General features: G+C 60.9%; 21 protein-coding genes. 7 read left to right on the top strand and 14 right to left on the bottom strand.

Going from position 1 to position 26,498, the window contains the following annotated elements; all coding sequences use genetic code 11:
* Positions 1–79: 79 nt before the first annotated feature.
* The 6 genes from AC1DVV_RS13595 to AC1DVV_RS13620 form a co-directional block, all read right to left on the bottom strand.
* Positions 80–6,262, bottom strand: a complete 6,183-nt coding sequence (locus AC1DVV_RS13595; RefSeq protein ID WP_477690269.1) for a hybrid sensor histidine kinase/response regulator — start codon at positions 6,260–6,262, stop codon at positions 80–82.
* Positions 6,263–6,330: 68 nt separating this feature from the next.
* On the bottom strand, positions 6,331–8,622 hold the full coding sequence (locus AC1DVV_RS13600; protein ID WP_457281038.1) for a methyl-accepting chemotaxis protein: 2,292 nt from the start codon (positions 8,620–8,622) through the stop codon (positions 6,331–6,333).
* Positions 8,623–8,653: 31 nt separating this feature from the next.
* Positions 8,654–9,184 (bottom strand): chemotaxis protein CheW, encoded by a 531-nt coding sequence (locus AC1DVV_RS13605; protein WP_092131850.1) that lies wholly within the window; start codon positions 9,182–9,184, stop codon positions 8,654–8,656.
* Between the two features lie 21 nt (positions 9,185–9,205).
* On the bottom strand, positions 9,206–9,571 hold the full coding sequence (locus tag AC1DVV_RS13610; RefSeq protein WP_007864987.1) for a response regulator transcription factor: 366 nt from the start codon (positions 9,569–9,571) through the stop codon (positions 9,206–9,208).
* The gene (locus tag AC1DVV_RS13615; protein WP_457281039.1) at positions 9,571–9,969 is read right to left on the bottom strand and encodes a response regulator; all 399 of its coding nucleotides are present in this window, start codon (positions 9,967–9,969) and stop codon (positions 9,571–9,573) included. Before AC1DVV_RS13615 ends, AC1DVV_RS13610 begins: the two co-directional genes overlap by 1 nt.
* Before the next feature lie 73 nt (positions 9,970–10,042).
* On the bottom strand, positions 10,043–10,216 hold the full coding sequence (locus AC1DVV_RS13620) for a rubredoxin (protein ID WP_092131853.1): 174 nt from the start codon (positions 10,214–10,216) through the stop codon (positions 10,043–10,045).
* Positions 10,217–10,298: 82 nt separating this feature from the next.
* Here AC1DVV_RS13620 and thiD point away from each other — a divergent pair, with 82 nt between their 5' ends.
* Together thiD and hemL are read left to right on the top strand one after the other, a co-directional pair.
* Positions 10,299–11,264 carry a bifunctional hydroxymethylpyrimidine kinase/phosphomethylpyrimidine kinase gene (gene thiD, locus AC1DVV_RS13625; RefSeq protein WP_457281040.1) on the top strand — a complete coding sequence of 322 codons (966 nt, stop codon included), beginning with the start codon at positions 10,299–10,301 and terminating at the stop codon, positions 11,262–11,264.
* The gene (hemL, locus tag AC1DVV_RS13630) at positions 11,245–12,585 is read left to right on the top strand and encodes a glutamate-1-semialdehyde 2,1-aminomutase (RefSeq protein WP_457281041.1); all 1,341 of its coding nucleotides are present in this window, start codon (positions 11,245–11,247) and stop codon (positions 12,583–12,585) included. The genes thiD and hemL overlap by 20 nt, the downstream gene beginning before the upstream one ends.
* Positions 12,586–12,827: 242 nt before the next feature.
* Here hemL and purH read toward each other — a convergent pair whose 3' ends face one another.
* From purH to dusB, 3 genes are read right to left on the bottom strand one after another with little or no spacing between them, the layout of a single operon-like run.
* Complete coding sequence (purH, locus tag AC1DVV_RS13635; protein ID WP_457281042.1) at positions 12,828–14,411, bottom strand: bifunctional phosphoribosylaminoimidazolecarboxamide formyltransferase/IMP cyclohydrolase; 1,584 nt, start codon at positions 14,409–14,411, stop codon at positions 12,828–12,830.
* Between the two features lie 58 nt (positions 14,412–14,469).
* Positions 14,470–14,706, bottom strand: coding sequence for a Fis family transcriptional regulator (locus tag AC1DVV_RS13640; RefSeq protein WP_348047983.1), 237 nt, complete (start codon positions 14,704–14,706; stop codon positions 14,470–14,472).
* Positions 14,703–15,791: a tRNA dihydrouridine synthase DusB gene (gene dusB / locus AC1DVV_RS13645; protein ID WP_457281639.1), complete on the bottom strand. Its 1,089-nt coding sequence runs from the start codon at positions 15,789–15,791 to the stop codon at positions 14,703–14,705. The genes AC1DVV_RS13640 and dusB overlap by 4 nt, the downstream gene beginning before the upstream one ends.
* 143 nt (positions 15,792–15,934) lie before the next feature.
* On the opposite strand from dusB, the gene AC1DVV_RS13650 reads away from it, so the two are divergent.
* Positions 15,935–16,417, top strand: a complete 483-nt coding sequence (locus tag AC1DVV_RS13650; protein WP_457281043.1) for a YqaA family protein — start codon at positions 15,935–15,937, stop codon at positions 16,415–16,417.
* 15 nt (positions 16,418–16,432) lie between these two features.
* Here the strand turns inward: AC1DVV_RS13650 and AC1DVV_RS13655 are convergent, their stop codons facing one another.
* From AC1DVV_RS13655 to ychF, 3 genes are all read right to left on the bottom strand, one after another.
* Positions 16,433–17,170: an rRNA pseudouridine synthase gene (locus tag AC1DVV_RS13655; RefSeq protein WP_457281044.1), complete on the bottom strand. Its 738-nt coding sequence runs from the start codon at positions 17,168–17,170 to the stop codon at positions 16,433–16,435.
* 41 nt (positions 17,171–17,211) lie between these two features.
* Positions 17,212–17,568: a RidA family protein gene (locus tag AC1DVV_RS13660; protein ID WP_457281045.1), complete on the bottom strand. Its 357-nt coding sequence runs from the start codon at positions 17,566–17,568 to the stop codon at positions 17,212–17,214.
* A gap of 192 nt (positions 17,569–17,760) precedes the next feature.
* Entirely contained in the window at positions 17,761–18,852 is a 1,092-nt protein-coding gene (gene ychF, locus AC1DVV_RS13665; RefSeq protein ID WP_457281046.1) for a redox-regulated ATPase YchF, read from the bottom strand.
* 64 nt (positions 18,853–18,916) lie between these two features.
* Between ychF and AC1DVV_RS13670 the strand changes: the two genes are divergently transcribed.
* Positions 18,917–20,764 carry a sensor domain-containing diguanylate cyclase gene (locus AC1DVV_RS13670; protein WP_477666639.1) on the top strand — a complete coding sequence of 616 codons (1,848 nt, stop codon included), beginning with the start codon at positions 18,917–18,919 and terminating at the stop codon, positions 20,762–20,764.
* On the opposite strand, the gene AC1DVV_RS13675 is transcribed toward AC1DVV_RS13670, so the two are convergent.
* On the bottom strand, positions 20,752–21,663 hold the full coding sequence (locus AC1DVV_RS13675) for an MOSC domain-containing protein (protein ID WP_457281048.1): 912 nt from the start codon (positions 21,661–21,663) through the stop codon (positions 20,752–20,754). The genes AC1DVV_RS13670 and AC1DVV_RS13675 overlap by 13 nt on opposite strands.
* Positions 21,664–21,756: 93 nt before the next feature.
* Here AC1DVV_RS13675 and AC1DVV_RS13680 point away from each other — a divergent pair, with 93 nt between their 5' ends.
* The 3 genes from AC1DVV_RS13680 to AC1DVV_RS13690 all read left to right on the top strand — a co-directional run bounded on the left by AC1DVV_RS13680 (position 21,757) and on the right by AC1DVV_RS13690 (position 25,586).
* A complete protein-coding gene (locus AC1DVV_RS13680) occupies positions 21,757–22,878 on the top strand; it encodes an FAD-dependent monooxygenase (protein ID WP_457281049.1) in 1,122 nt (373 codons plus the stop codon).
* Positions 22,879–22,905: 27 nt separating this feature from the next.
* Complete coding sequence (locus AC1DVV_RS13685) at positions 22,906–23,622, top strand: DsbC family protein (protein ID WP_457281050.1); 717 nt, start codon at positions 22,906–22,908, stop codon at positions 23,620–23,622.
* A 161-nt stretch (positions 23,623–23,783) separates the two neighbouring features.
* Positions 23,784–25,586 carry a M61 family metallopeptidase gene (locus AC1DVV_RS13690; RefSeq protein WP_477690297.1) on the top strand — a complete coding sequence of 601 codons (1,803 nt, stop codon included), beginning with the start codon at positions 23,784–23,786 and terminating at the stop codon, positions 25,584–25,586.
* Positions 25,587–25,618: 32 nt separating this feature from the next.
* Here AC1DVV_RS13690 and AC1DVV_RS13695 read toward each other — a convergent pair whose 3' ends face one another.
* The gene (locus tag AC1DVV_RS13695) at positions 25,619–26,437 is read right to left on the bottom strand and encodes an enoyl-CoA hydratase-related protein (protein ID WP_457281051.1); all 819 of its coding nucleotides are present in this window, start codon (positions 26,435–26,437) and stop codon (positions 25,619–25,621) included.
* Positions 26,438–26,498: the final 61 nt, after the last annotated feature.

Here is a 26,498-nt window from a genome sequence, read left to right on the forward strand (position 1 = left end):
AACTCTCAGGCCTTGCTATTATTTTAGGAGCTGCTTGCGCACGTTCTGCCTGGACTACAGCCTGATTTGGCTGTTTTTCTCAGGCAGAAGCGGCGGTTTCGGCGGCGCAGTAGTGGCGCACCAGACTCATCAACTCTTCTTCAGAGAACGGTTTGCCCAGATAGTGGTCGACGCCCAGCTCCTTGGCATGTTCACGGTGCTTCTCGGCGATGCGGGACGTGATCATGATGATGGGCAGGTTATTGAGGCGCACGTCAGCCCTGATGTTGCGCGCCAGGTCAAAGCCATCCATACGCGGCATTTCGATATCTGACAGCACCACGGCTGGCCGCTCTTCCTGCAGGCGTTCAAGCGCTTGCAGACCGTCGGCCGCCATGGAGACACGGTAGCCTTCACGCTGAAGCAGGCGTTGCGTAACCCGGCGAACCGTAATGGAGTCATCGACCACAAGAATCAACGGGATCTGCGGGGCGACAGGTGCCGACATCGTCGTTTTCGCGACGCTGCCGCTGCCGCCGTCGGTGGTTGCCGCGGTAGCGCCGGAGCCTTCAAGCATGTGCGGCTCGGCCCGGTCTGAACTCCATGCGCGCGCCTGCTGGCCATACACGGAAGCCAGCGCAACCGGGTTGTAAATCAGCACGACCGCACCGGAAGCCAGCACTGACATACCGGCCAGGCCAGGCAAACGGGACAACTGGGGGCCCAGGTTCTTGACCACAACCTCCTGGTTGCCCAACACTTCATCGACGTGCAGGGCAATGCGCTGTGCGGCGCTTCGGAAGATCACGACCGGTGTGGTTTTGCCCTGGGCTTCGGCGCTGTGGTGCGAGGCCTGCAGCAATGCGCCGGACCAGAAGAAGGGCATCGACTCACCGGCAATCTCCAGTGTGCCGGTGTTATAGGCTTGCTGCAGTTCTTTGGCCGAAGCGCGCCTGACGGTTTCCACAACGTTGGCAGGTACGCCGATTGAGAGATTGCCCGAGCGGATCATCACCACCTGCGTCACAGCAGTAGTCAGCGGGAGTACCAGCTTGAAGTGCGTTCCCTGACCGGCGACGGTGGAGGTTTCGATCCGGCCACCGAGCGCGTTGACTTCAGAGCGGACCACATCCATACCGATGCCGCGTCCTGCCAGCTCGGTCACTTGCGCGGCCGTAGAGAAGCCGGGCATGAAAATCAGGTTCGCGGCGTCGCCGTCTTCCAGCGGTTGATCAGCCGTGATCATCCCGAGGCTGACGGCCTTTTCGCGAATACGTGCCAGGTTCAAGCCGGCGCCGTCATCGCTGAAGTCAACCGAAACGTCGTTACCTTCCTGGCGCAAGTGAACGGTGATCAGGCCGACCGGGTCCTTGCCCGCATCGGTGCGAACCTGCGTACTTTCAATACCGTGGGCCACGCAGTTACGCAGCAAGTGCTCAAAGGCCGGCGTCATACGGTCCAGCATGCCGCGGTCCATTTCCATGGTGCCGCCCAGCAAGTCCAGGCGGACCTGCTTGCCGGTTTCCTTGGAAGCCTGGCGCACCACGCGGTAAAGACGCTCGGAGATGCCTTCGAACTCCACCATGCGGGTACGGAGCAAGTCGCGCTGCAGCTCTCGGGTCTGGCGAGCCTGAGCGATCAAGTCGTCTTCGGTGGCTTCCACCGTGCGCTGCAAGGTGCGCTGCACGGTTGCCACGTCATTCACCGACTCGGCCATCATTCGCGTCAGTTCCTGCACGCGGGTAAAGCGGTCGAACTCCAGCGGGTCGAACCCTGCCTGGGCTTCCTTGGCCTGAGCCAATCGCGACTGCATCTGGGTTTCAGCCTGCAACTCAATGTCCCGCAGCTGCTGGCGCAAGCGGTTCAAGTTACCGCTCATGTCGTTCAGCGAGCCCCGGAGCTGGCTGAGTTCGGCTTCCAGCCGGGAGCGCGTGATCATGACCTCACCAGCCTGATTCACCATGCGGTCAAGCAACTGGGAGCGCACGCGGATCGAGGCGTTGGCCGCCTGTCGCAGCGGCTGCATGGCCATGGTCTGCGGCGCAGGCACCGTGAGCTTGCGGCCCGCACCCACGGCAACCGGAGCGGCGCTCTCGGCTGGAGTTTCCTGCGCATCCACAATTGGAGCGGGCTTGTCCTGCGTGGTCGACTTCAGTACGGGCTCAACGGCCGCAATAGGCGCAACAGGCGTAATAGGCGTAAGCGTGACGGGGGCAGCCGCAGCAGCCGCATCAGCTCGGCGCAAGGCCTCAAATGTCGCTTCCATGGCGTCAAAACGCGTCATCAGGGGTTCGAATTCCTGGGTTGAAGCCGCATCAGAGCCGAGATGTTCGATTTCGGACTCAATCCGGTGAGCCATTTCGCCTAGCCGCAATGCACCTGCCAGCCGGGCGCTGCCTTTGAGCGTGTGAAGTGCGCGCAGGACTTCCATGCGTGCGCCCTGATTATCAGGACGTGAAGACCACTGCCGCAGTGCGCCCCCCAGCTGGGGCATGAGTTCTGCAGCCTCTTCTTCAAAAATCGGGAACAGGTCGGGATCAATCGCATCGACCGCATCGATTTCGTCGTCCTCGTCTTCCTCGAAGTTCGAGTTCACTGGTGCAGCCACGGTCGCTACCAGCCGGGCAGGCGGGGAGACGACAGCCGCAGGGGGAGGCACCGGCGTGACCTGAGCGGGGACCGGCATTTCAATTGCCTGAGCCAGGATCACTTCTGGTTCTGGCTCCGGTGAGCGCACTGGCTCTACAGAGACCGTTTCAACCTCCACCGATTCGGGGGAGAAGTCAAAGTCGGAAAAATCGTTACCCGGGGGCAAAACCGAATCAGAGAAATCGAGTTGCTTTAGCCTGTCAAGGATGGTTGCATCCGCCTCCTTGAGAAACCCGGCGGCAAATTGGTGCAGAAGCCGGCGGATGTCTTCCGCTGCATCAACAAATACCTGGCCATACCTGGCAGCGCCATTGCTGTGATGAACGCTGGACTGCTGCAAAGCCTGTTCAAGCGCCCGAGCCATTCCGGACAGGGCATGGAACCCGACAGTCGCGGAACTTCCCGCGAGGGAATGGGCCAGGGCGACGGTAGAGTCGCTGACCGGCTGGTTCAGCTCGAGCGCCCATTCGGCCACTTCAGTCACAAGCCGGCGTGACCATTCATCAGCTTCATTCAGATAGACGTTGTAAAGCGGAATTCCAATGCGCAAGGCACCGATGACCTTGACCTGTTCGTCACCATTGCCATCCAATGGCAGCACACTGTCAGTTGCATCGACATCATCCGTCTTCAGAACTTCGGCAGCCTGCAGGTGTTGCGGTTGCCCGGCCAGATCGGCGCCTTCGGCCGCTGTCGACAATTGTTGCTGCCCCTCAGGGGTGAAGTCAAAAACCACAGGCGCCGACTGTTCGGCCGCCACAGGCTCAGCCTGAAAGTGCTTGTCGAAATCCGCGTCCGACAGTTCGATCGCTTCTGTTGCATCCATCTCCGGGGACGCGAACGGCTCCGCCGCAGCGGGCTGCGTTGACGCAGGTGTTGTACCAGCCGTCGCAGAAACCGCGGACAGACTGCCGAAATCAATGCCTTCAATTTCTGCCACAGACGGACCTGCAGGCTCCACAGGGCTCGCAATCGCAGCTGTACCTTCCGACTCAAACATGAGGTCAAAATCCAAATCCGTCACGACGGCCGGGTCGGCAACAGGTTCAGCACCAGCAGTCTCGGGAACACCTGAATCCAGCTCCAGCTCAGGTGCCAGCGCTGTTGGCATTGCTGCCGCCACGGCGACCACAGGAACCTCGGCAATATCGACTACGGCAGTCACCAAGGGGCTGTAACGGCCCTCGGTGCGCATTGCATCGGCGCTGGCACGGAAAGTAGACGCCGACCACGAGCCATCGCGATTTCCTGCAATGTCTTCAATCCACTTTGCAAAACCGCCCATGGCTTCCAGCGACAAAGCCCGGAATTCATCCGTAGCAACCTTCTGGTCCGCCAGCCAGCTATTGAGCATCTGCTCAAGCGACCACGCCGCCTCGCCGAACTCGTTGAGCCCCACCATGCGGGAACTGCCCTTGAGCGTATGAAAAGCACGCCGCAAAACCGTGAGTTGAGATACATCGGCCGGATCATTGACCAGTGCAGCCAAAGCTTGCTGGCCGTTGCCGACAACTTCGCGTGCCTCCTCAAGAAAGATGTCACGGAGATCGTCTTCTTCAAAATCATCCGACGCGGCCGGGCTCTCAGGCGCCGCCTGCACCGGCGTTACGGCAAATGCCAAGGTCGTCAGCGCCTCCGCGGCAACACTCGCGTTGCTTCCGGAAACAGCGACGGCGGCTTCGCGCGCACTTTGGGCAAGCGCAGGCTGTTCGGCCAGCGCCGCATGCGTGGCCAGCGTGTCAAGTTTGAGCGTGAGGTTGTGGTCAGTTTCGCCAAGACCCGCATCCTGCACAACAGAAATCACTTCCTGTGACAGCACATCATTGTTGACCGTGACAGAGGTCGCCGCACTGGCGGCGTTCTGGGTACGGCCCATCAAAGGTTTGAGCTCGCCTTTTTCCGCGTCATAAACAAACAGTTTTTTTGCCAGCGCCGGCTGGTAATTCAACATGTCGATAAGGAAACTCAAGGCGCCAAGGTTGTTTCCGAGGTGCTCGAATGTTCCAGCCGCACGCGCGAGCTGTTCATCAATTTCAGTGACCAGCATCTGCTCGACGCTGTCTCGCATGCGCAGCACGGCGTGCGAGGCCTGGTCAAGCCCCAGTACCGACAGCACGCCACGCATTTGTGAAAGCTGGCCGGGCACGGATTGAAGCGCGACTTTGTCCTGCGGGTTGCGAAAAAACACATCAAGTGATTTTTCAAGCTCACCCAGCGACACACGCAACTCACCGACTACGCTGCCCATGGTCTGCTTGTCGCTGACCCGGCGATACAGTTCTTCCATCCAGCCTTCCAGGGGCTGTGGCTCACCGCCTGCACGGACGCCTTCCAGCCGCTCAGCAAGATTGGCTGTTCTCACAGCCAGCTGGGGATCGTTGGGATCCAGGTCATCAAAAGCGGCTTCAAGGTAAAGCACGGAGGTGGCCACTTCCATGGCCAGTTCTATTCCAGGGGCCTGACCAGACCGGACCGTCGTATCCACGGCGCGAGTCAATGCCTGCGCAAGTGGTTCGCTGGGCGGATGAAGCTTGAGCAGAGAATCCGTGACGAGGCTGAACTGGTCCGTCACGGACTTGAATTTATTGGCGTCCCCGGCGGAAAGCGACGACCAGGTTTCTTTCGCAGACGTGATGCGCTTGCGGGCCTGGGCGAGCAGAGCCGGATCAAAACGTCCGAACTGAACGAGCTCATAGTCCACCGGTTTGAAGCGGTTGAGACCATAGGCTGACCGGACTGCCGAAAGCGCAGGCGTGTCGCTGGCACGGGGAGAAACAGCCTGTGAACAGAAGAAGAGCAAATCCTGCGCCAGCCGATCAGATACCCCCGTATCACCCTTGGCAAGCGAGGCATACTGCATCAGGATTCGTGATGCAGCTCGCCGTACATAGATGTCCGACCCGAGCAACTCATGCGCGACCGCTTCGAAATAAGCCGCCGCGATCTTCCAGAATATCCTGGGTTGGCGGTCCGCCTGTCTGGCCGCAAATCCGAGGCTGAGCTCCTTCATTTTTTTGGCTGCCTGCGGTGCCTTACCCTTCATGATTTGAAGCACCGATTGATCCATGACAGCGCGAGCACCATCATCGTAATTGCGGGGCTCCGCTGTCGTCGCCAGTTCCGGCTCCAGCCAGCGCCACTCAAGCGGCCACAAGTCAGCCGGATGAATGCGGTCGGCCCGCACCAATTCCTGCACATCACGGTATTGGGGGAAAAGCGAAACGGGCGACACGGGCTTGTCGGCCAGCACACCTTCCAGATACTCGGTCAGCGCAAAACTGGCGCGTTCGATTTTGCCGGCAGCGTCCTGGCTGCATTGCTCAGGTTGCTGCACAAATTTCTGCACCGCAGCTTCCATCGCCCGCAACACCAACGCTGGCCCGGCAAGGCCCACCATTTCAAGCGCGCCCACGGCCTGATGCAGTTGCTGCCGTGCGATGCGCAACTGGCTGGCATCAAGCGCCGCAAGATCGGACCCACGCGCGGCTTCCGCGTCCCGCACAAAACGCTTCAGCGCTTTGGCAGCACCGTCCAGTGACTTGCGAAGTTCGTCAAGTACCCAGGCCAGGGGGCCCAGGTCATTGACAGCGAGGTCGAGCTCGGCAGCTGTTGAGTTCGGGACGTTGGATTGCATAGATAACGGGCCGGTTCAGGAATCGGTGTCAGGGGCGAAAGCTGCGTTCAGCGCACGACAAGCTGGCATCAGGCGATCTTGAATCGGGACACCGACTGGCGCAGCTCTTCAGCCATGCGGGAAAGGTCTCGCACCTGCTGTGCCGTGGAACGGGTACCTTCTCCCGTTTGCTCCGTCACTGCGAAAATGTGCTGAATGTTGCCGGCCACCACGTTCGCCGATGCGGCTTCGCGGGAGGCGGAGTTTGAAATCTGCTCAATCAGGTCAGCAAGCCGGCGTGACACCTGGTCAATCTCGGTCAGCGCGGTACCCGCGTTATCGGACAGCTTGGCCCCTTCAACCACACCCTGCGTGGAGCGTTCCATAGCGGCCACGGCATCCTGCGTGTCGGTCTGAATGGCTTTCACCAGGGCCGAAATCTGGCGCGTAGCATCTGCGGAACGTTCAGCCAGTCGCTGCACCTCTTCCGCAACCACGGAGAAGCCTCGCCCGGCTTCACCGGCCGACGCGGCTTGAATGGCGGCGTTCAGTGCCAGCACGTTGGTCTGTTCGGTAATGTCTGAAATCAGTTCGGTAATTTCACCAATCTCCTGCGAGGACTCACCGAGTCGCTTGATCCGCTTGGAGGTTTCCTGAATCTGGTCGCGGATGGAGTTCATACCGCCGATGGCGTTCTGCACAGCCTGCAGGCCGGATTCGGCGGCTGTCAGCGATTGGCGCGCCACCTGGGAAGATTCCTGCGCCTGCGTGGACACCTCGTTAATTCGGGATGCCATGTCAAGCACCGACTGGCCGGTTTCACGAATCTCGCGCAGCTGCTCAGTGGACGCTGCCAGCAGTTCGGTCGAGGTACTTTCCACCTGGGCCGTCGTTTGCGCAACGCGGGTCGCCGTGTTCTGTACGTTACCCACCAGCTGCCGCAACTCTTCAACCGTGTAGTTCACCGAGTCGGCGATAGCGCCGGTAATGTCTTCGGTCACGGTCGCTTCCTGCGTCAAGTCACCTTCAGCCACTGTCTGCAACTCATTCATCAAACGCAAAATGGCGGCCTGGTTGGCGTCGTTGACGCGCTTGGCGTCCTGCTCCTGTCCTTTAGCTTCCTGTCGCTGGGTTTCAGCAACCGCCTGGCGCTGCTTGCTGTCCTCCACCTGCAGCTTGGCCAGGCCGGCTGCGCACAATAGCGCAAAGGTAGCAGCACCCGCAAGGATGGCCAGCGACAAAACGCTCAGGCCGGTCTGCAACGACAACTTGCCCTGCAAATCCTCAAGGCCTCGGCGAAGGGGCTCGCTGTCCGCAATAATCGAAGATTGCGCTTCACGAGCAGACACCAGACCCTGCAAGTTACCCAAAATGGCACCGGCTTGCACACGGGTTTGCTCATAGAGCGCCATCAGGGCTTCCAGCCGCTCGCGCGTTTGCGGATCTTTGGAGCCGGCCAGGCGCAACTCGGGGCTGCCTTCTTGCAAACCCTGAGCAATTTCCTTGAACGAGTTCAAATCCTTGCCCAGCAGGAACACGGCTTCAGGGCTCACGCCCTCCATGGTCAGGAACTCATTGGCAGACTTACCAATCCGCTGGGTCAACATCACCAGCTGACCGGATGCCGAAATTTCAGCCGGCGCCGCATTCTGCTGGAGTTTGAGTGATGACACAGTTTCTGCAATTTCCAGCAAATCCGAAGACTGGCGGTTAATGGTGCGCAGGGCGTTGCCCACCTGGGTCAGAATATTTTGCTGGCCCATCACGGTTTTCGCGTTCTTTTCAGCGCGCTCCATGAAAGGCGTGACCTTTTCCACGTCAGATTGCAGATCATCGCTCACAGGCGCCAGACGCAGAGTTTCTTCACCGGATTTCAGGCCACGCACGGTTTTGGCCAGTACATCAGAACTCTCACGCACGTCAGGGAAGGCCTGGGCACTGCCCACCAGCGCCTGAGACACCGATTTCGCCAGACGCTGCGACTGCATCAATGACTGTCCGGTAGCCGCCACCTGTTGGGCTACTTTGTCCGCCTGGCTCAGCGCCAGAAAAGTCACCGTACCCAGGACAGCCACCGCGACGGCAAGGAAAAACACCAGCACCCGCTGATGCTGACCGATGGTCCTGCGGCCCAATAAAGGCAGACGCAGCAGCTCTTGATTTACCGCAGGTGCGCCGTCCTCGGCGGTCGCCATGCGGCTGGGCGCGAAAGCATCGTCACTACCGCCCGGCTGCCGAACCGCCGCGGTCTGAAGCGAAGCCTGATCCATGGCTCCGGTCGCAAGAGGATCTGGCGTACCGACGGAAGCCATGTCCATGCTGTCCTCAGGCTGATCGGGCTTGGTTTTAAATAGCTTCTGGATATTTTCAATAACAGACATGGTGAGCCTTCCGGGAGAGAAACAGTGTGCGCTATGCGCCTATCGTCAAAAAATGCGCTTGCTGGGCAAGCAACTGAAGGTTGATTTCCTGCCAGGTTGCACCATTGAGGTCAACGTACTGGTTGCCAAAGAAATCGGGCGCGTCGGGCGCTTTTTCGGAAAAATCACTGAACGCCTCCTGATTGCGCAGCCCGGACAGCTTGTCGATCAGCAATGCGCAGTTAACTTCCAGGGCGCTGTTGAGTGCAACAAGCCTGGAATCCGTGCGTGCAAGTTCGTTTTTGGGAGGGGGTGCTTTGCCGCTGACGTAACTCGCCAGATCCACGACGCCAAACAGGCCACCGCGCAAATTGGCAACACCGGCGAACCAGGCTTGCGTATACGGAACAGGCTGCGTACTGACCCAAGGGAAAATCTCACCGGATTGGCTCAGGGGAAACAGGTATTTCTTCCCGCCGGCCTCCACGGCCAGCCAGGACGCGGCAACGCCTTGCGTCCGCGCAATCTGCAACCTGTCGGCCAGCCGGGTTTGTAGCTCTCTAAGTGCTTGTCTGTTCGCCATGCTTTGGTTTTACGCCGTAAATCAGCCAAGGGCCTTGATTTTGGCCATCAGCTCATCAGCATCCACCGGCTTGGTGATGTAGTCGCGGGCGCCCTGCCGCATACCCCAGACACGGTCAGTTTCCTGGTTCTTGCTGGTGCACATCATGATGGGGATATCCGAGTACAACGGGTCGCGCGTGATGGCGCGCGTCAGCTGGAACCCGTTTTGCCCCGGCATCACCACATCCATCAGGATCAGTTCGGGCTTGTCTTCCGCCAGGCGGCGAAATGCGTCTTCTGCATTTTCAGCAGTTTTGACGGTGAAACCATTTTTGACCAGCAGATCGGTCAAGAACATCAATTCGGTTTTGGAGTCGTCAACTACCAGTATTTTCTTGATTGCCATCACACTACTCCTTGTTTAGCGCTGCCGAGATCCTGTACGGTCTGCAGCAGCTGATCTTTTGTAAAAGGCTTGGTCAGGTAGTCTTGCGAACCCACCATACGACCCCGCGCCTTGTCGAAAACGCCGTCTTTTGAGGACAGCATGACGATCGGGACACCAGCAAACTTTGCGTTGCGCTTGATAATCGCACAGGTTTGATAGCCATCCAGGCGGGGCATCAAAATGTCGCAGAAAATCAGGTTGGGTTCGTAGTCGTTGACCTTGGACAGGGCATCAAACCCGTCTTCGGCCAGCAATACTTCATGCCCCCCCTGCTTCAGGAATATCTCGGCGCTGCGCCGAATGGTATTGCTGTCATCGATGACCAAAACCTTCAGTCCGGAACTGGGAATACTCACTGCCTATGCTCCTCATGTTGCAGGCCCTCGGCAACTGCCGGCCTGCGATTGTCCAGGCAAGTGCCTAAGACGCTTAAATCTGAACCATTTCAAAGTCTTCCTTGCGGGCTCCGCATTCGGGACAGGTCCAGTTCATGGGCACTTGCGCCCATGGCGTCCCGGCGGCAATCCCGTGTTCGGGCGCACCGGCAGCTTCGTCGTAAATCCACCCACAAATTAAACACATCCACGTCATTGATTGAGTCACAGCTTAAGTTGCCTTCGAATAGAATGCAACAATTGTATCGAGGCGGCGTTGCTTATTCGCGTACAAGGCAAAATCGCAGCCTATGGCAAACCCCAAAAATCCTCAACTGGACAGCCGACAACTCCAAATCGAGGATACCGACGCATCGCCGGCTTGCGTCATGACATTCAACGCCAACGACCCCAGCGGAGCGGGCGGACTGACTGCGGATATTGCATCGATCACCTCTGCCGGAGCCCACGCGCTGGCAGTTGTAACAGGTGCTTATGTGCGCGACACGGCCGAAATTTTCGACCATTTTTCATTCGACGAAGAGGCTGTAACCGACCAGGCCCGCTCGGCGCTGGAAGACATGGCGGTATCCGCCATCAAGGTCGGATTTGTCGGCAGCCCCGAGAACATCAGCACCATTGCCGAGATCGCCTCGGACTATGCCGATGTGCCGCTGATCGCCTATATGCCCAACCTGTCGTGGTGGGAAGAAAGCGAAATCGACAGCTATCTGGACGCCTTTCGCGAGCTGATGCTGCCGCAAACCACAGTGTTGGTCGGCAACCACAGCAGCCTGTGGCGCTGGCTGCTGCCGGACTGGTCCGGGGAGCGCAATCCCTCGGCTCGGGACATTGCCAAGGCCGCCGCCGACCTGGGTGTTCCCTACACGCTGGTCACCGGAATCCCCATGCCCGACCAGTTCATCGACAACGTGCTGGCCACGCCGCAAGCCGTGCTTTACAGCGAGAAATTCGAACGTTTCGAGGCGGTCTTTGCCGGTGCAGGCGATACGCTGTCTGCGGCCCTTTGCGCACTGCTGGCCAACGGCCATGACCTGCAGGCGGCCACCTCCGAGGCACTGACTTACCTGGACCACAGCCTGGATGCCGGCTTTCATCCCGGCATGGGCAATATCGTGCCGGACCGCCTGTTCTGGGCACAGGCTGATGTCGATGAATCCGAAGACGAAGCGGCCGATGCCGAGACTGGCGATGATGCCGCCCTGGTTTTGAAGACTGAAATTGACCTGCCCCCCAATGGAACAACCAAACACTAAGCCCCCTGCCAAACCCCTTTCCGCCGAACTTTCCCGCAACAACGCGCTGTTTGAGCGCGCCAAAAAACTGATCCCCGGCGGCGTCAACTCCCCGGTTCGGGCCTTCAAGGCGGTAGGCGGCACACCCCGTTTTATCCAGCGCGCACAGGGCGCCTACTTCTGGGATGCGGACGGCCAGCGTTATATCGACTACATCGGTTCCTGGGGTCCCATGATCCTGGGCCACGGCCATCCGGCGGTGGTAGAAGCCGTGCAAAAAGCCGTGCTGGAAGGCTTTTCCTACGGCGCACCGACCGAACGCGAAGTCGAGCTCGCCGAAGAAATTGTGCGCCTTGTGCCTTCGCTCGAAATGGTGCGCCTGGTGAGCTCTGGCACCGAGGCGGCCATGAGCGCGATCCGCCTGGCGCGCGGCGCCACGGGCCGCAGCAAGATCATCAAATTTGAAGGCTGCTACCACGGCCATGCCGATGCGTTGCTGGTCAAGGCCGGTTCGGGCCTGGCCACTTTCGGCAATCCGACCAGCGCCGGCGTGCCGCCCGAAGTGGTGCAACACACCCTGGTGCTCGAGTACAACCACCTCACCCAGCTCGAAGAAGCCTTCGCCCTGCACGGCAAGGACATCGCCTGCCTGATGATCGAGCCGATTGCCGGCAACATGAACTTTGTGCGAGCCAGCGTGCCCTTCATGAAACGCTGCCGCGAACTGTGTACGCAGCACGGTGCCCTGCTCGTGTTCGACGAGGTCATGACCGGCTTTCGCGTGGCGCTGGGTGGCGCCCAAAGCGTTTACGCCCGCAGCATTCCCGGCTTCAAGCCCGACATGACGGTCATGGGCAAGGTGATAGGCGGCGGCATGCCGCTGGCCGCCTTTGGCGGCACGCGTGCCGTGATGGAGCAACTGGCACCGCTGGGGCCGGTCTACCAGGCGGGCACGTTGTCAGGCAACCCCGTGGCCACCGCCTGCGGCCTGGCAACCTTGCGCGAGATCGCCAAACCCGGCTTTTACGAAGCCCTGGGCGCCCGAACCCGCAGCCTGGTCACCGGCCTCACGCAGGCTGCCGGCAAGGCCGGTGTGCCGTTTTGCGGTGACAGCGAAGGCGGTATGTTCGGCTTTTTCCTGCTCGGCCAATTGCCGCAGAACTACGCCACGGTCATGACGACCGACAGCCCTGCGTTCAATCGCTTCTTTCATGCGATGCTGGACAGCGGGGTGTATTACGCGCCGGCGCTGTATGAAGCGGGCTTTGTGAGTTCGGCGCATACGGACGCGGATATAGAGGCCACCGTGGCCGCAGCAGCGAAGTTCTTTGCTGCTGGCTGAAGCCGGCTTCACGCCGGCCATTTCTTGCCTACTCGGGCTCTAGGCCAATGGGGACGTGCGCAAGCAGCTATTAAATCAATAGCAAGTATTCATTGACATGAGGGTTGATGGCGCGTGGCAGGTTCTTGCCCCGCCTTTGGTCCGCTCACAAGAACGGGAAAGAAGCACCAATTGCTATCAATTTGATAGCTGCTCGCGCCCATTCCCATTGAGCTATCGATCAAAAACCCTTAAAACGTGACTTAATGCCGGAAGTGCCGGACCCCTGTCAGCACCATCACCACTTCGCGCTCGTCGGCTGCCGCGATAACCTCGTCGTCCCGCATGCTGCCACCGGGCTGGATCACGCAGGTCGCGCCGGCGTCCACCACCACGTCGAGGCCGTCGCGGAAAGGGAAAAAAGCGTCGCTCGCCACTGCTGAGCCCTGCAGCGTCAGCCCGCCGTTGGCGGCCTTGATGGAGGCGATGCGCGCCGAATCGATGCGGCTCATCTGGCCGGCGCCGACGCCCAGTGTCATGCCGTCCTTGCAAAAGATGATGGCGTTGGACTTGACGTACTTCGCGACCTTCCAGGCAAACAGCATGTCATGCAGCTGCTCCTGCGTCGGCTGCAGCTTGCTGACGACTTTCAGGTCGCCGATGGCCAGTTCGTGGTTGTCTGCGGTCTGCATCAACAGGCCCGAGCCAACGCGCTTGACGTCCATCAGGTTGCGGCCCTGCTTCCAGGCCGTGTCGCCGCCGGGCGGCAGGTCAATCTGCAAAATCCGCACGTTGACCTTGGTCTTGAATACTTCCAGCGCTTCGGGTGTGAAGGCGGGCGCCATCAATACTTCAACAAACTGCTTGGAAATCTGCTGCGCGGCGCGCTCGTCGAGCGGGCAATTGAGGGCAATGATGCCGCCGAAGGCCGAAGTCGGATCGGTCTTGAAGGCCTTGCTGTAGGCCTCCAGGCCGTCTTTGCCCACGGCCACGCCACAGGGGTTGGCATGCTTGACGATCACGCAGGCCGCACCGTCCTTGAGCAGGTCAAAACTCTTGACGCATTCCCAGGCGGCGTCGGCGTCGGCGATGTTGTTGTAAGAGAGCTCTTTGCCCTGCAGTTGTTTGGCCGTCACCAGCGAGCCGGGTGCGGGATACAGATCGCGGTACAGCGCAGCTTGCTGGTGCGAGTTTTCGCCGTAGCGCAGGTCCTGCACTTTCACGAAACGCCCGTTGGCCTGGCCGGGGAACATGCCGTGGCTGCCGTCGGCCTGGATGCCCGAGAGATAGTCGCTGATCGCGCCGTCGTACTGGCTGATGCGGTTGAATGCCGCTACCGACAAGGCGAACTTGGTCTTGTCGGTCAGTTTTCCACCGGTTTTCAATTCGGCCAGCACACCTTCATACTGCGAGGCATCGGTCAGCACGCCGACATCCTTCCAGTTCTTGGCCGCCGACCGCACCATCGCGGGGCCGCCGATGTCGATGTTTTCAATCGCATCTTCCAGCGTGCAGCCAGGCTTGGCGACCGTCGACTCAAACGGATAAAGATTGACCACCAGCAAGTCGATGGTGTCAATGCCGTGGGTTTTCAGCGCGGCCATGTGCTCCGGCACATCGCGCCGGGCCAGCAGGCCTCCGTGGATCTTCGGGTGCAGCGTCTTGACACGGCCGTCGAGCATTTCCGGAAACCCGGTGTGGTCGGCGACTTCGGTCACAGGCAGGCCGGCGTCAGCCAGCAGCTTGGCCGTGCCGCCCGTGGACAGCAGCTTGATGCCCAGGGCATGCAGCGCCTGCGCGAATTCGAGGATGCCGGTTTTGTCCGAAACGGAAATCAGTGCGTTCATTTTTGTCTTCTCTAAAGAGGATGGCCGGCGAAAGGGCCGGACCATGGGAGCGTGTTTTTTATTTGATGAGCTTGTGCTCAACCAGCTTCTTGCGCAGGGTGTTGCGGTTCAGGCCCAGCCATTCGGCGGCGCGCGACTGGTTTTGCTCGGCATGTTGCATGACAACTTCCAGCAGCGGTTTTTCCACCACCTTGACCATCATCTCGTACATGCCGTCGGGCTCGGTGCCACGCAGGTCCTTGAAATAGCCTTCCAGGCTGGTGCGTACGCACTCTTCGATATGTTTTTTGCTCATGCAGCAGCTTCTTCCTGATTTTCCTGATTTTTATCTTTGTCCGCCCGTGCCTGCATAGGCGCACCCTCGTCATCCACCTCGGCGGCAGCGGCCGGAATCCGGTCCATCTGCGCGCCCAGCTCCTCAAAAAAAGCACTCACCGCCTTCAGTTGCGCTTCGCAGTCTTCCAGCAGGTTCATCTGCGCGCGAAACCCCTCACCGCCGGGCAAGGTCTTCACATACCAGCCGATGTGTTTGCGCGCCGTGCGCACGCCGGTGTATTCACCGTACAAATCGTAGTGGTCGCGCAAATGGTCCAGCAGCAGGCGTTCGACTTCTGCCACCAGCGGCGGCGCAAGATGCGTGCCGCTTGAAAGGAAATGCGAAATCTCGCGAAAAATCCACGGACGCCCCTGCGCTGCACGGCCGATCATCACGGCGTCAGCGCCGGTGTAAGCCAGCACATCGCGGGCCTTTTCAGGGCTGGTGATGTCACCGTTGGCCACCACCGGAATACGCAGCGCGGTTTTCACGGCGGCAATCGTGTCGTACTCGGCATACCCTTTGTAGCCCTGCTCGCGCGTGCGGCCATGCACGGTGATCATCTGCACGCCGGCGCTTTCGGCGGCGCGGGCAATCGCCAGGGCGTTCTTTTCAGCCTGGCACCAGCCGGTGCGCATCTTGAGCGTGACCGGCACGCCGTGCGGCACGCAGGCGGCGACCACGGCCTCCACGATCTGCAGCGCCAGGGGCTCGTCCTGCATCAGCGCCGAGCCCGCCCACTTGTTGCAAACCTTCTTGGCCGGGCAGCCCATGTTGATGTCGATGATCTGCGCGCCGCGGTCGATGTTGTAGGCGGCGGCCTCGGCCATCATCTGCGCGTCGGTGCCGGCGATCTGCACAGCGATCGGCGCGGCCTCACCCTCGTGGTTGGCTCGACGAGAGGTCTTCAGTGTGTTCCACAGGTCGCGGCGAGAGGTCACCATCTCGCTGACCGCATAGCCCGCACCGAGCTTCTTGCTGAGCTGGCGGAACGGCCTGTCCGTGACACCGGCCATGGGCGCGACAAACAAATTGTTTGCCAAAGCGTAGGGGCCGATGTTCATGGGAAGTGAGCGCTGCGAGGTTGCTGAAAAAGGAGGCACGATTGTACCTGCTCAAAATTTCAGCAATTGAAATTTGCACACGGAGTTGTAAGCGTCTTCCCGACACGGTGGCTGGCCCGTCTTGCCTATACTCAAATAGATATATGGAAGCCTGGATTCACCGCCTGATAGAACTTTTGGCCCTGCCCGAATACGGTTTGAGCACGGTATTTGTGGTTTCCTTCATCTCGGCCACGCTGTTGCCGCTGGGCTCGGAGCCGGTGGTCTTCGGCCTGGTCAAGCTCAACCCCGCCATGTTCTGGCCCGCGGTGCTGGTAGCAACTGCAGGCAACACGCTGGGCGGCGCGCTGGACTGGTGGATGGGTTACGGCGCCCACAAGGTGGTGGACAAATACCAGCATTCATCGCATCACGGCCGTGCAGTGCGATGGCTGGAGAAACTCGGCCCGAAAGCCTGCCTGCTGGCCTGGTTGCCGGTGGTCGGAGATCCGCTGTGCGCGGTCGCGGGTTGGCTCAAGTTTCCGTTCTGGCCCTGCCTGGCTTACATGGCGGTCGGCAAATTTTTGCGCTACTTTTTGATGACCGGCAGCCTGATCTGGGCCTTCCCAGGCGTGGTGACCGGCTAGGCACCAGAAGAAGGATCAGAAGCGCTCATGTGGCAGCAGGTAGCGCCACTGACCGGGTTGCAGCTGGCTCATCGCCACACGGCCGATACGCAGCCGTTTCATGCCTTGCACCTGAAGGCCAACGCTCTCGCACATGTAGGCAATCTGCCCCGGGACTTCACCCTTGAGGGCAAAGCGCAAGCGCTTTTCACTTTGCCAGCTCACCTTGGCCGGCGGCAACAAAACACCCTTGAAGGTAAACCCGTGGTCAACCCGGTTCAGCCGGTCCAGCCCGCCGGGTTTGATGTCACCGCTGACATCGACGATCACTTCATGCTCCATCACGCGCGTATCTTCGCGCAGCTTGCGCACCACGCGCCAGTCCTGCGTCAGCACGACCAATCCGCTGGCAGGTGTTGCCAGCGGCGTCACCAGTTCCGCCGTGGAGAAATGCTTCCTGAGCGGCCGGATGCCGGAGCGGTCGTCGGGCGATTGCGTGGCGGCCGACAGCAACCGGGCCACCTGCGCCGCGCCGCCATCGGAACTCGCGTCCTGACCGGCCGGCTTGTGCAGCAGCAAAGTCACCGGCGTCATCGCCAGCAGGCTCGCATCCTTGTCCAGCACGATGGCCTGGTCCGACACCCGGAACTGGGGCTCTTCGACAGTCACCCCGTCAACAGTAACCCACCCGCCTTCGATGTACTGCTCGGCTTCGCGGCGTGAACAGGACAGCATTTCAGCCAGGCGTTTGGCAAGGCGAACGGGTTCTGTCATCGCGGCGTGGCCTTCATGGCGGGTCAAGCGTGGATGAGAGATCAGCCTTGGGCCGCCACCACACCGATTTCCACGTGGTACTGCGGCGCAGCCAGGCGCGGGCTCATGACCGTGGCACGTGCGGGCGTGGCGCCGGGCACCACCCAGGTTTCCCAGGCACGGTTCATTTCACCGAAGCTGTCCATATCGGTCAACCAGATGGTGGCACTGAGCAGAAGCGACTTGTCGCTGCCGGCTGCTGCCAACAGGCGGTCGATATTGGCCAGGATGCTGAGAGTCTGCTCGTACACGCCGGAGCCGGCATCGTTGCCGGCCACCTGGCCTGCCAGGTAAACGGTTTTGTTATGGATAACGGCTTGGGACATGCGTGGGCCGGTTTCGATGCGCTGGATGGACATGGTGTTCTCTTTCTTTCTCAAAGCGAGGGTTTCGGGGGGGATGGCCTGCTCTGGCAAGCCGGTAACGGGGCCGCCACCCGATGGTGCGGGTCGTCGTGAGGTATTGTGGCGCGACTTCTTCCATGATGCCGCCACCGTGATGTCCAGGCCTCGCAGTAAATCGGCCCCAGGTTACCCGGGGGCCCTGGCAACTCAGCTGCTGAACAGGAAGTTCATCACGTCGCCATCCTTCACAACGTATTCCTTGCCTTCACTGCGCATCTTGCCGGCATCTTTGGCGCCCTGCTCGCCTTTGTAGGCGATGAAATCGGCAAACGCAATCGTCTGGGCGCGGATGTAGCCCTTTTCAAAATCGGTGTGAATGACGCCCGCGGCTTGCGGGCCGGTGTCGCCCACGTGGATGGTCCAGGCGCGCACTTCCTTCACGCCCGCGGTGAAATAGGTCTGCAGGCCTAGCAGCTTGTATGCCGCCAGGATGAGGCGGTTGAGCCCCGGCTCATCCTGGCCGATCTCCGCGAGGAACATCTTTTTGTCCTCTTCCTCCATGTCGGCCATCTCGGCTTCCATCTTGGCGCAGATCGCCACGACCGGCGCCTTTTGCTCTGCCGCGTAAGCCTTGAGGCGGTCCAGGAAGGGGTTGTTCTCAAACCCGTCCTCGGCCACGTTGGCCACAAACATGGCCGGCTTGGCGGTGATCAGGAAAAACTGGCCGAGCAGCGGCAGTTCTTCCTTGCTGAAGTCCACAGTGCGCACCGGCTTGCCTTCATTGAGCGCGGCCTGGCATTTCTCCAGGATGGCAACCAGCTTGACAGACTCCTTGTCGCCCGAGCGAGCCGTCTTGGTCACGCGGTGCAGGGCTTTTTCAACTGCTGCCAGGTCGGCCAGACAAAGCTCCGTCTGGATGACTTCGATGTCGGAAATCGGGTCCACCTTGCCGGCAACGTGGATCACGTTGTCATCTTCAAAGCAACGCACCACATTAACTGTGGCGTCGGTTTCGCGGATATGGGCCAGGAACTTGTTTCCCAGTCCCTCGCCCGTACTGGCGCCCGCCACCAGGCCTGCAATGTCCACAAACTCGACGATCGCCGGAACAATGCGTTCAGGCTTGACGATTTCAGCCAATTGCGCCAACCTCGGGTCGGGCACTTCCACGATGCCAACATTGGGCTCAATGGTGCAAAAGGGGTAGTTTTCAGCCGCGATCCCCGCTTTGGTCAACGCATTGAAAAGGGTGGATTTACCGACGTTAGGCAAGCCTACAATGCCGCACTTCAAACTCATGAGAAACCTTCAAAAACAGGCTGAGAAGTGTATTCGATGCGCGCCCGGCCGGGGTTGGAGCGCTTTGTGGCAGGCATTCGCCATCTTTGTGCTGGCCGGTTTTTTGGGTGTTCTGGCGCATCCTGCGCAGGCCCAGCCCATCGTGGCTTTAAACGACGCCAAGCCGACCCTGGACGTGGCTGCAGCGAGTTTGACATGGATTGACAGCGACGGCCAGGCCGGCATCGACCAATTGGCCGGCGGCCATCCAGGGGCCTTGTTCGTCCCCTCGGTTGCCGATACGGTGCATTCGCTCGGCCCGCACGCGGCGCTCTGGCTGCATTACCGTTTTGCCAGGTCATCCGGCTCGCGCCAGGACTGGTTGCTTGAGTTTCCCCTGCCCCTGCTGGACCTGGCGACGGTGTACCAGCGTGCACCGTCGGGAGGGTGGATTGCCGAAACTGCCGGGGACACCGTGCCTGTCTCCAGCTGGCCGGAACCCGGCCGTTACGGGCATTTCCGCCTGAACCTGCCGGACAACGGCGTGCATGACGTGTATGTGCGTATACAGCACCAGACGGAGGTCAGCATTCCGGTTCGGGTCAGCACGCGAGGCAACCTGACGCAGCGACTTCAGCTGGAATACCTCGCGATTGGCGTGGTATTCGGCGCACTGGTGCTGTTGATCATTGCCTGCGTTGTCCAGAGCTGGGTTTACAGCGACCGGGCCTATGGGTGGTATTCCGTGTACGCCGTCATCATGGCCCTCGTCGTAGCGGCGTGGACGGGAGTGGCAGGCCATTTCCTCTGGGGCAACTTCAGCACCTGGAACAACATGGCGCAGGGCTTCCTCGCCATCCTGGGCGGCGGCTCGGCGCTGCTGGTCGTGCATCACCTGTGCGGCACCGGTTCACGCCACAAGTGGTTTGAGCGGCTGGCCTACTGGACAGGCATGGCCGGAGCGCCGCTGGCGCTGGCCTATCTCGTGCTGGAGCGCGGCCTGGGCATAGGCCTCCTCGCGACTTACCTGGTTGCCGTTGTCGCACTGGGAACAAGCCGGGCCTACATGACGTGGCGGCGCCACGATGTCGTGGGTTTCTGGGTACTGGCGGCTTTTTCCCCGCTGGGGCTGGTAACGCTCCTCACCGTCATCAGCATCCTGGGCCTGTTTTCCCTGTCGTGGCTGTCTCATTACGGCCTGATGGCAGCGCTGACCATTGAGGTGCCCCTGCTGCTGGTGGCGCTGAACACGCGTTCACATGAGCGCCACGCAGTGGAAGCGCGCGAGCAGGCCATGTCCAGCCAGGACGCCCTCACCGGCCTGCTTGCCGCACATCTTTTCCACGACCGCTTCAAACAGGTGGTGGGCCGGGCACAGCGCCACAAGGAGCCGGCGGCCGTGGTGTACATCGAGCTGGTCAATTACCGGTATATCAAGAAAACCTGGGGCACAGCGGTGGCCGAGCAAAGCCTGCTGCGAAGCGTGATCAAGTTGCGCCGGCTTCTGCGCGATGTCAACACCGTGGGGCGCATCGACGAGGCGCGCTTCGGCCTCATTCTTGAAGGCGTCGCATCACGCCCACCAGTCACCGACCTGGCGGCACGCCTGATCGCGGCCGGCCTCATGCCGCTCAAGGGTCTGAAACCGGAGGTCGTTCTGCAATTTCATGTCGCGGGCGTGCTGTTGAGCGAGCGCCTTGGCAGCCACGAGGAAATTTCCACGGCCCTGGCCGACCTGCTGCACAGCATGGCGGCTCGCACCCGCCGCCCCATCCGCTTTCTCGAACCGGAGTTGACACACCCCATGCCGCTGGACGCCGAATCAACGCTGGACAGCCTCTCAAGCGGTCCGCAGGCGCCGGAGGCGCTCCCTGCGTCCACGGCCGCCCACGCCACGCCGCCCCTGCGGGCGGTCAAAAGTCATTCAAACTGATAACTCGCACCCACCGGCTGGCCCACCTTGAGCTGGTGGTCAATGCCCGTCAGCACAATGGCATTCATGCCGAACGTCAGCGCACCGTTCACCCGCGCATCCTGGCGATAGGTTTGCAGCATGTCGCCCACTTCCGGGCTGCTGACAGCCGTCGCGGGATCGATATTCGGAATCGGGCAACGCGGACAGGGCTTGACCGGCTTGAGCTGGACCACGCCTTGCGCCGTGGCAACCTGCAGTACCTCAATACGGTCCTCATCGTGCGGCGCCAGACTGTCGGCACCAGCGGCATCGCCCAGGACGATGTTTGGACGAAAGCGCTCCATGCCCACCGCGGAAGTGCCGGCGGCCACCAGCTTTTCGTTGAAATGCACCAATGAGGCTTCGCTGAGTACCAGCAACGGGTAACCGTCGCTGAACTGGTTAAGCGCTTCCACATCGCCGGTCCACTGCGGACTGCAAACCCGCTTGTGTTCGGGGTCAAACCGCACCAGGCGTGCAGTCTGGCCCAGGAAGTCGGTGAACCATTGCGCCGCGATGGCACCCATGTCATACGCCTGGACTTCGTCTTTCCAGACCTGCACGCGAACGGGCTCTTCCACCTGGTCCAGCGCAATGTGAAGGGCCAGCATGCCGGGCGCACGCAGCACCATGTCGTGGTACCTCAGCTGGGGCCTGATCAATGCCATGCGCGGCAATTCACGCTGGGTCAGAAATTCGCCCTTGCTGTCCACCACCATCCAGGCACGGTCAAATTCCAGCCCGGTTTCAGTCAGCAGGGCTTCCTGCACCTGCACGCCGGCACAGGATTTCACCGGATACACATAAAGGCGCGAAATCACGGCCCTGAGGTCAGAAGGTGCGTCGGCCGGTAATGTTTCGTTCAATGGATCGCTCACTTTTCAAGCCTTTAGGTTCAGATGCACGGCCAGAAACCGCGCAGTAATTGTTTGCCCAAGACGTCAATTTTGCCCTGCCTCCTAAAATGGGCCATGTCCAAGACCTTTGATGTCTGTATTCGCGGCGATGGTGTGGTAGGCCGCACGCTGGCCCTGCTGCTGGCGCGCGAGCGCCTGCGCGTAGCTTTGGTCACCAGGCCTGAAAGGCCGCCGGGGATGCACACCATGCCCGACGTGCGTGCTTACGCCCTCAACAGCGCGTCTCGCAGCGTGCTGGAAACCCTGCGCGCCTGGCCCGACGCGGCCTTTGCCACGCCGGTGGTCGAAATGCAGGTTTGGGGAGACAACGGCGGCAAGCTGGATTTCACGGCGCGCAGTGTCGGCCAGGAAGCGCTGGCCTGGATTGTGGAGGTCCCGGCGCTGGAGCAGCAATTGAGCCAGGCGGTTCGCTACCAGCCGCAAATCGAGACGGTGGACGCGCCTGCCAAGGCCGCGCTCAACGTAATCTGCGAAGGCCAGAAAAGCGCCAGCCGTGATGAGTTCGCCCAGATCCGGCCGGTCAACTGGACCATCAAGCCCTATCCGCAAAAGGCCGTCGCAGCACGGCTTGAGCTGGACAAGCCCCATGGCGGCATTGCCCGCCAGTGGTTTACCCACGGCGACATACTGGCTCTTTTGCCTTTATCGGGTGCCAACGGGAACTTGGCGGCGCTGGTGTGGTCTGTCCCTGTACAGCGGGCCGCCATGCTCGAAAAAATGCCCGCGGAAGAATTTTGTAACACCCTCAAGGCCGTGTGCGGCGAAGAGACAGGCAACCTGCGCCTGACGAGCGAGCGGGCAAGCTGGCAGCTTTCCCTGTCAAGCGCCGGGCACTGGGTCGGCCCCGGCTGGGCTTTGGCGGGCGATGCAGCGCATACGGTGCACCCGCTGGCCGGTCAAGGTTTGAACCTGGGCCTGGCCGATGCGGCTTGCCTGGCCGAGGTGATTTCGCAACGTGAGTATTGGCGCGGATTGGGTGATGAAAAACTGCTGCGGCGCTACGAAAGGGCCCGCAAGGCCGACGTAGCGGCAATGGGCGCGGTCACCGACGGTTTGCACGGCATTTTTGCGCAAACCGATGGGCGCTGGCAGGCCCTGCGCAATTGGGGCATGAAGGGGTTCGAGCGCAGCGGTTTGCTCAAGGCCTGGCTGACGCGGCAAGCAGCGGGTTTATGAACGACTGAGAAACAGACTGGAACTGAAATGAAAATAGTGAAATTGATCGGCCTGCTCAGTCTGGCGGCGTTCAGCCTGGTTCCTGTTTTTGCGCAGGAAGCCGTCATCCGCAAAAACCTGTCCGAGAAATTTCCGGCTTTTGCAAAAATCGATGAAGTCACCAAAACACCGATGAACGGCCTCTATGAGGTACGTATTGGCTTCGAAATTTTCTATACCGACGAGCAAGGTAACTACCTGTTGCAGGGTCAACTTCTCGATGTAAAAAACAAAAAAAACCTGACCGAGGAACGCATCGGGAAACTCAGCGCAGTCGATTTCGACAAACTCCCTTTGAAGGACGCTTTCAAGATTGTCCGCGGTGACGGGAAACGCAAGCTGGCGGTGTTTGAAGACCCAAATTGCGGCTACTGCAAACACTTCGAACGGGACCTGACCAACGTCGACAATGTCACCGTTTATCTCTTCCTGTACCCCGTGCTCGGACCGGACTCCGTCGCCAAGTCGCGCCACATCTGGTGTGCCAAGGACAAGGCAAAGTCATGGAACGACTGGATGCTGCGCAACACCGTGCCTGCGGCTGCCGAATGCGACATCTCGGCCATCAAGCGAAACCGCGAGTTTGGCCAAAAATACAATATCACCGGCACGCCCACCCTGATTTTTGCTGACGGATCCCGCGCGCCAGGCGCGGTCAGCGCCCAGGAAGTCGAAAAAATGCTGCTCAGTGCAAAAACTCCCTGAAAACGGGCCAGAAGGCCCTGTTTAGACACAAAATCGACCTCCAGCCCGCACACCATTTGCGCGAGCAGCTCCTTTTTTCATAGCACCTACAGCCCGATCGACTCGATCCGTCGGGCGCCGCCATGCAGCTGGCGGCAGACGTGGAGTATTCTTTGCGCAAGATGCCAGGCACCCCCAAAAACACTCCCCCCCCCCTTCACTACCGCGTCGAAACAGGCGATCTATACGCCCACCTCTTTCGCGTGACTCTCACGATCGCACAGCCTGACGCCTTGCAAAGGGTCTCGCTGCCTGTGTGGATCCCCGGCAGCTACCTGGTGCGGGAATTCTCCAAAAACCTGCAGAACCTGGAAGCCCGCCAGACAGGCCGCACGCCGCTTAGGGCAGAGCAGCTCGATAAATGCACCTGGCAGATTCAGTGCTCGCCTGCCAGACCGCTGGTACTGCGCTATGAGGTGTACGCCTGCGATAACTCCGTGCGCAGCGCCTGGCTGGACGCCCATCGCGGCTTTTTCAACGGCACCAGCCTGTGCCTGAAAGTGCAGGGCCAGGAAAAAGCCGTGCATGTACTGGAGATCCCTGCGCCGAAAGCCGCCAAGGGCTGGTCACTGGCCACAGGGCTCACGCCGCAGGCAGTCAACAAGCATGGGTTTGGTACCTACCTGGCGGCCGATTACGACGAGCTGGTGGACTGCCCCGTGGAAATGGGCGCTTTCTGGAGCGGTACTTTCACGGCGCGCGGCGTGCCGCACCGCATGGTGGTAGCGGGCGCGGCCCCGAGCTTCGACGGCGCCAGGCTGCTGGCGGACACCCAGAAGATTTGCGAAACGGAGATCCGTTTCTGGCATGGCGCGAAAAAGCCTCCCTTCAAGAGTTACCTCTTCATGCTGAACGCGGTGGACGACGGCTATGGCGGGCTCGAGCACCGCAACTCGACGGCACTCATTTGCAACCGGAAGGACTTGCCGCGCCTGGGTGAATCCCGCACGGCAGAAGGCTACACCACGCTGCGCGGCCTCATCAGCCACGAATATTTCCACACATGGAACGTCAAGCGGCTGCGTCCCGCGGAGTTTGAACACTACGACTACGGCGCCGAGAATTACACCGGGCTGTTGTGGTTTTTTGAGGGCTTCACCAGTTACTACGACGACCTGCTGCTGCGCCGCGCCGGCCTGCTGGACAACGCCGGCTACCTCAAGCTGCTCAACAAGACCATCAACCAGGTCATGCAGACCCCGGGCCGGCTGGTTCAGTCCGTCGCCCAGGCGAGCTTCGATGCCTGGGTGAAGTATTACCGGCAGGATGAAAATACGCCCAACGCCACCGTGAGCTACTACACCAAGGGAGCGCTGGTGGCGCTGTGTTTTGATCTGACGCTTCGGGCAGAAGGCGGAGCTGCCGGGGGCGCGACACTGGACAACGTGATGCGCGCACTCTGGCAGCGCTGTAAAGCCGGCCCCCTGCGCGAGGCAGATTTTGCAGAGGAGCTTGCAGCCGCAGGACACCGCCCGTTTGCCGCCGAGCTGGCCCAATGGGTGCACGGACGCGAAGAACTCCCGCTCAAGGCCTTGCTGGAACAGCATGGCGTGACTGTCGCCGAAGAACCTGCGCAACTGGCCCAGCGGCTGGGATTGCGCGCCAGCGAAAACCAGGGCGTGGTGCAGGTCAAGACCGTGCTGCGCGGCGGCGCTGCCGAGCGTGCCGGGTTTGCGGCGGGAGATGAATGGCTGGCGGTGGAACCCATTGCCGCAGGCGCACGGCAGCCGGAGGGCGGTTGGCGCATGAACCGGCTCGATGACCTGCTGCACTACGCAGGCACGGCCAAAAAAGTCATTGCCCTGGTCGCACGCGACAAACGACTGCTGCGGCTGGAGCTGTCCATGCCGCCCGCACTGACCACCTGGCGCCTGGCGGTACGGGATGCCGCGCTGATGGACCACTGGCTCGGCCAGAAGACCTGACCCGGCCTGGCGCGACTCACTTCTTCAGAAGGTTATTCGCCCTTGAATACCGCGGGACGCTTTTCAAGAAAGGCCGTCACGCCTTCCATGTAATCGTGGCTGCGCCCCAGGGCGGCCTGCATGTCGCGTTCCGCATCGAGTTGCTGATGCAGCGTGCGTGTGGCGCCTTCACGCATCAGCTGACGGGTGGCCACCAGCGCCAGAGTCGGCAGGCTGGCCAGCCGCTGCGCCAAGGCAACAGCCGCCGCCACGGGGTCGTCCGCTACCTGCCAGATCAAGCCCCACTCCAGCGCCTGCGCCGCCGGCAATTTGTCCCCTGTCAACGCCAGCCCCATGGCGCGCGCCAGCCCCAGCTTTTGCACCAGCAGCCAGCTGCTGCCCGCATCGGGCGCCAATCCGATCTTGCTGAATGCCTGAATGAAACTGGCGCCCGGGGCGGCCACGGCCATGTCGCACGTCATGGCCAACGATGCGCCGGCACCTGCGGCCACGCCGTTGACGGCTGCCACCGTCGGCATGCGCAGCCCCAGCAGTTTGCGGGCCGTGGGGTTGAAGGCCTGGTCAATGACGGGACCTGGGTTGGCACGCTCAACCAGGTTGGGGCCGGGCGCGAAATCGAATTCGGACAGGTCGGCACCGGCACAAAACCCGCGGCCGGCGCCAGTGATGACCAGGGCGCGAATCTGTGGATCAGAGTGCGCCTTGTCCAGGGCGACCCACAAGTCCCGGTGCATCTGCCGCGTAAAGCTGTTCAGCGCCTGAGGGCGGTTCAACGTAAGGATGCCCACGGCACCATCGATGGCATACAGCACGGTGGGATCGGCAGCGGGGCCGGGATGGGAAGCAGTCATGGCGGCGGTCTCCTGTTCCCGAATCTAGCATTGCGGCAAGCCATGGGCGGCCACGAGCCCG

This window comes from Polaromonas sp. P3_B4, assembly GCF_056402835.1.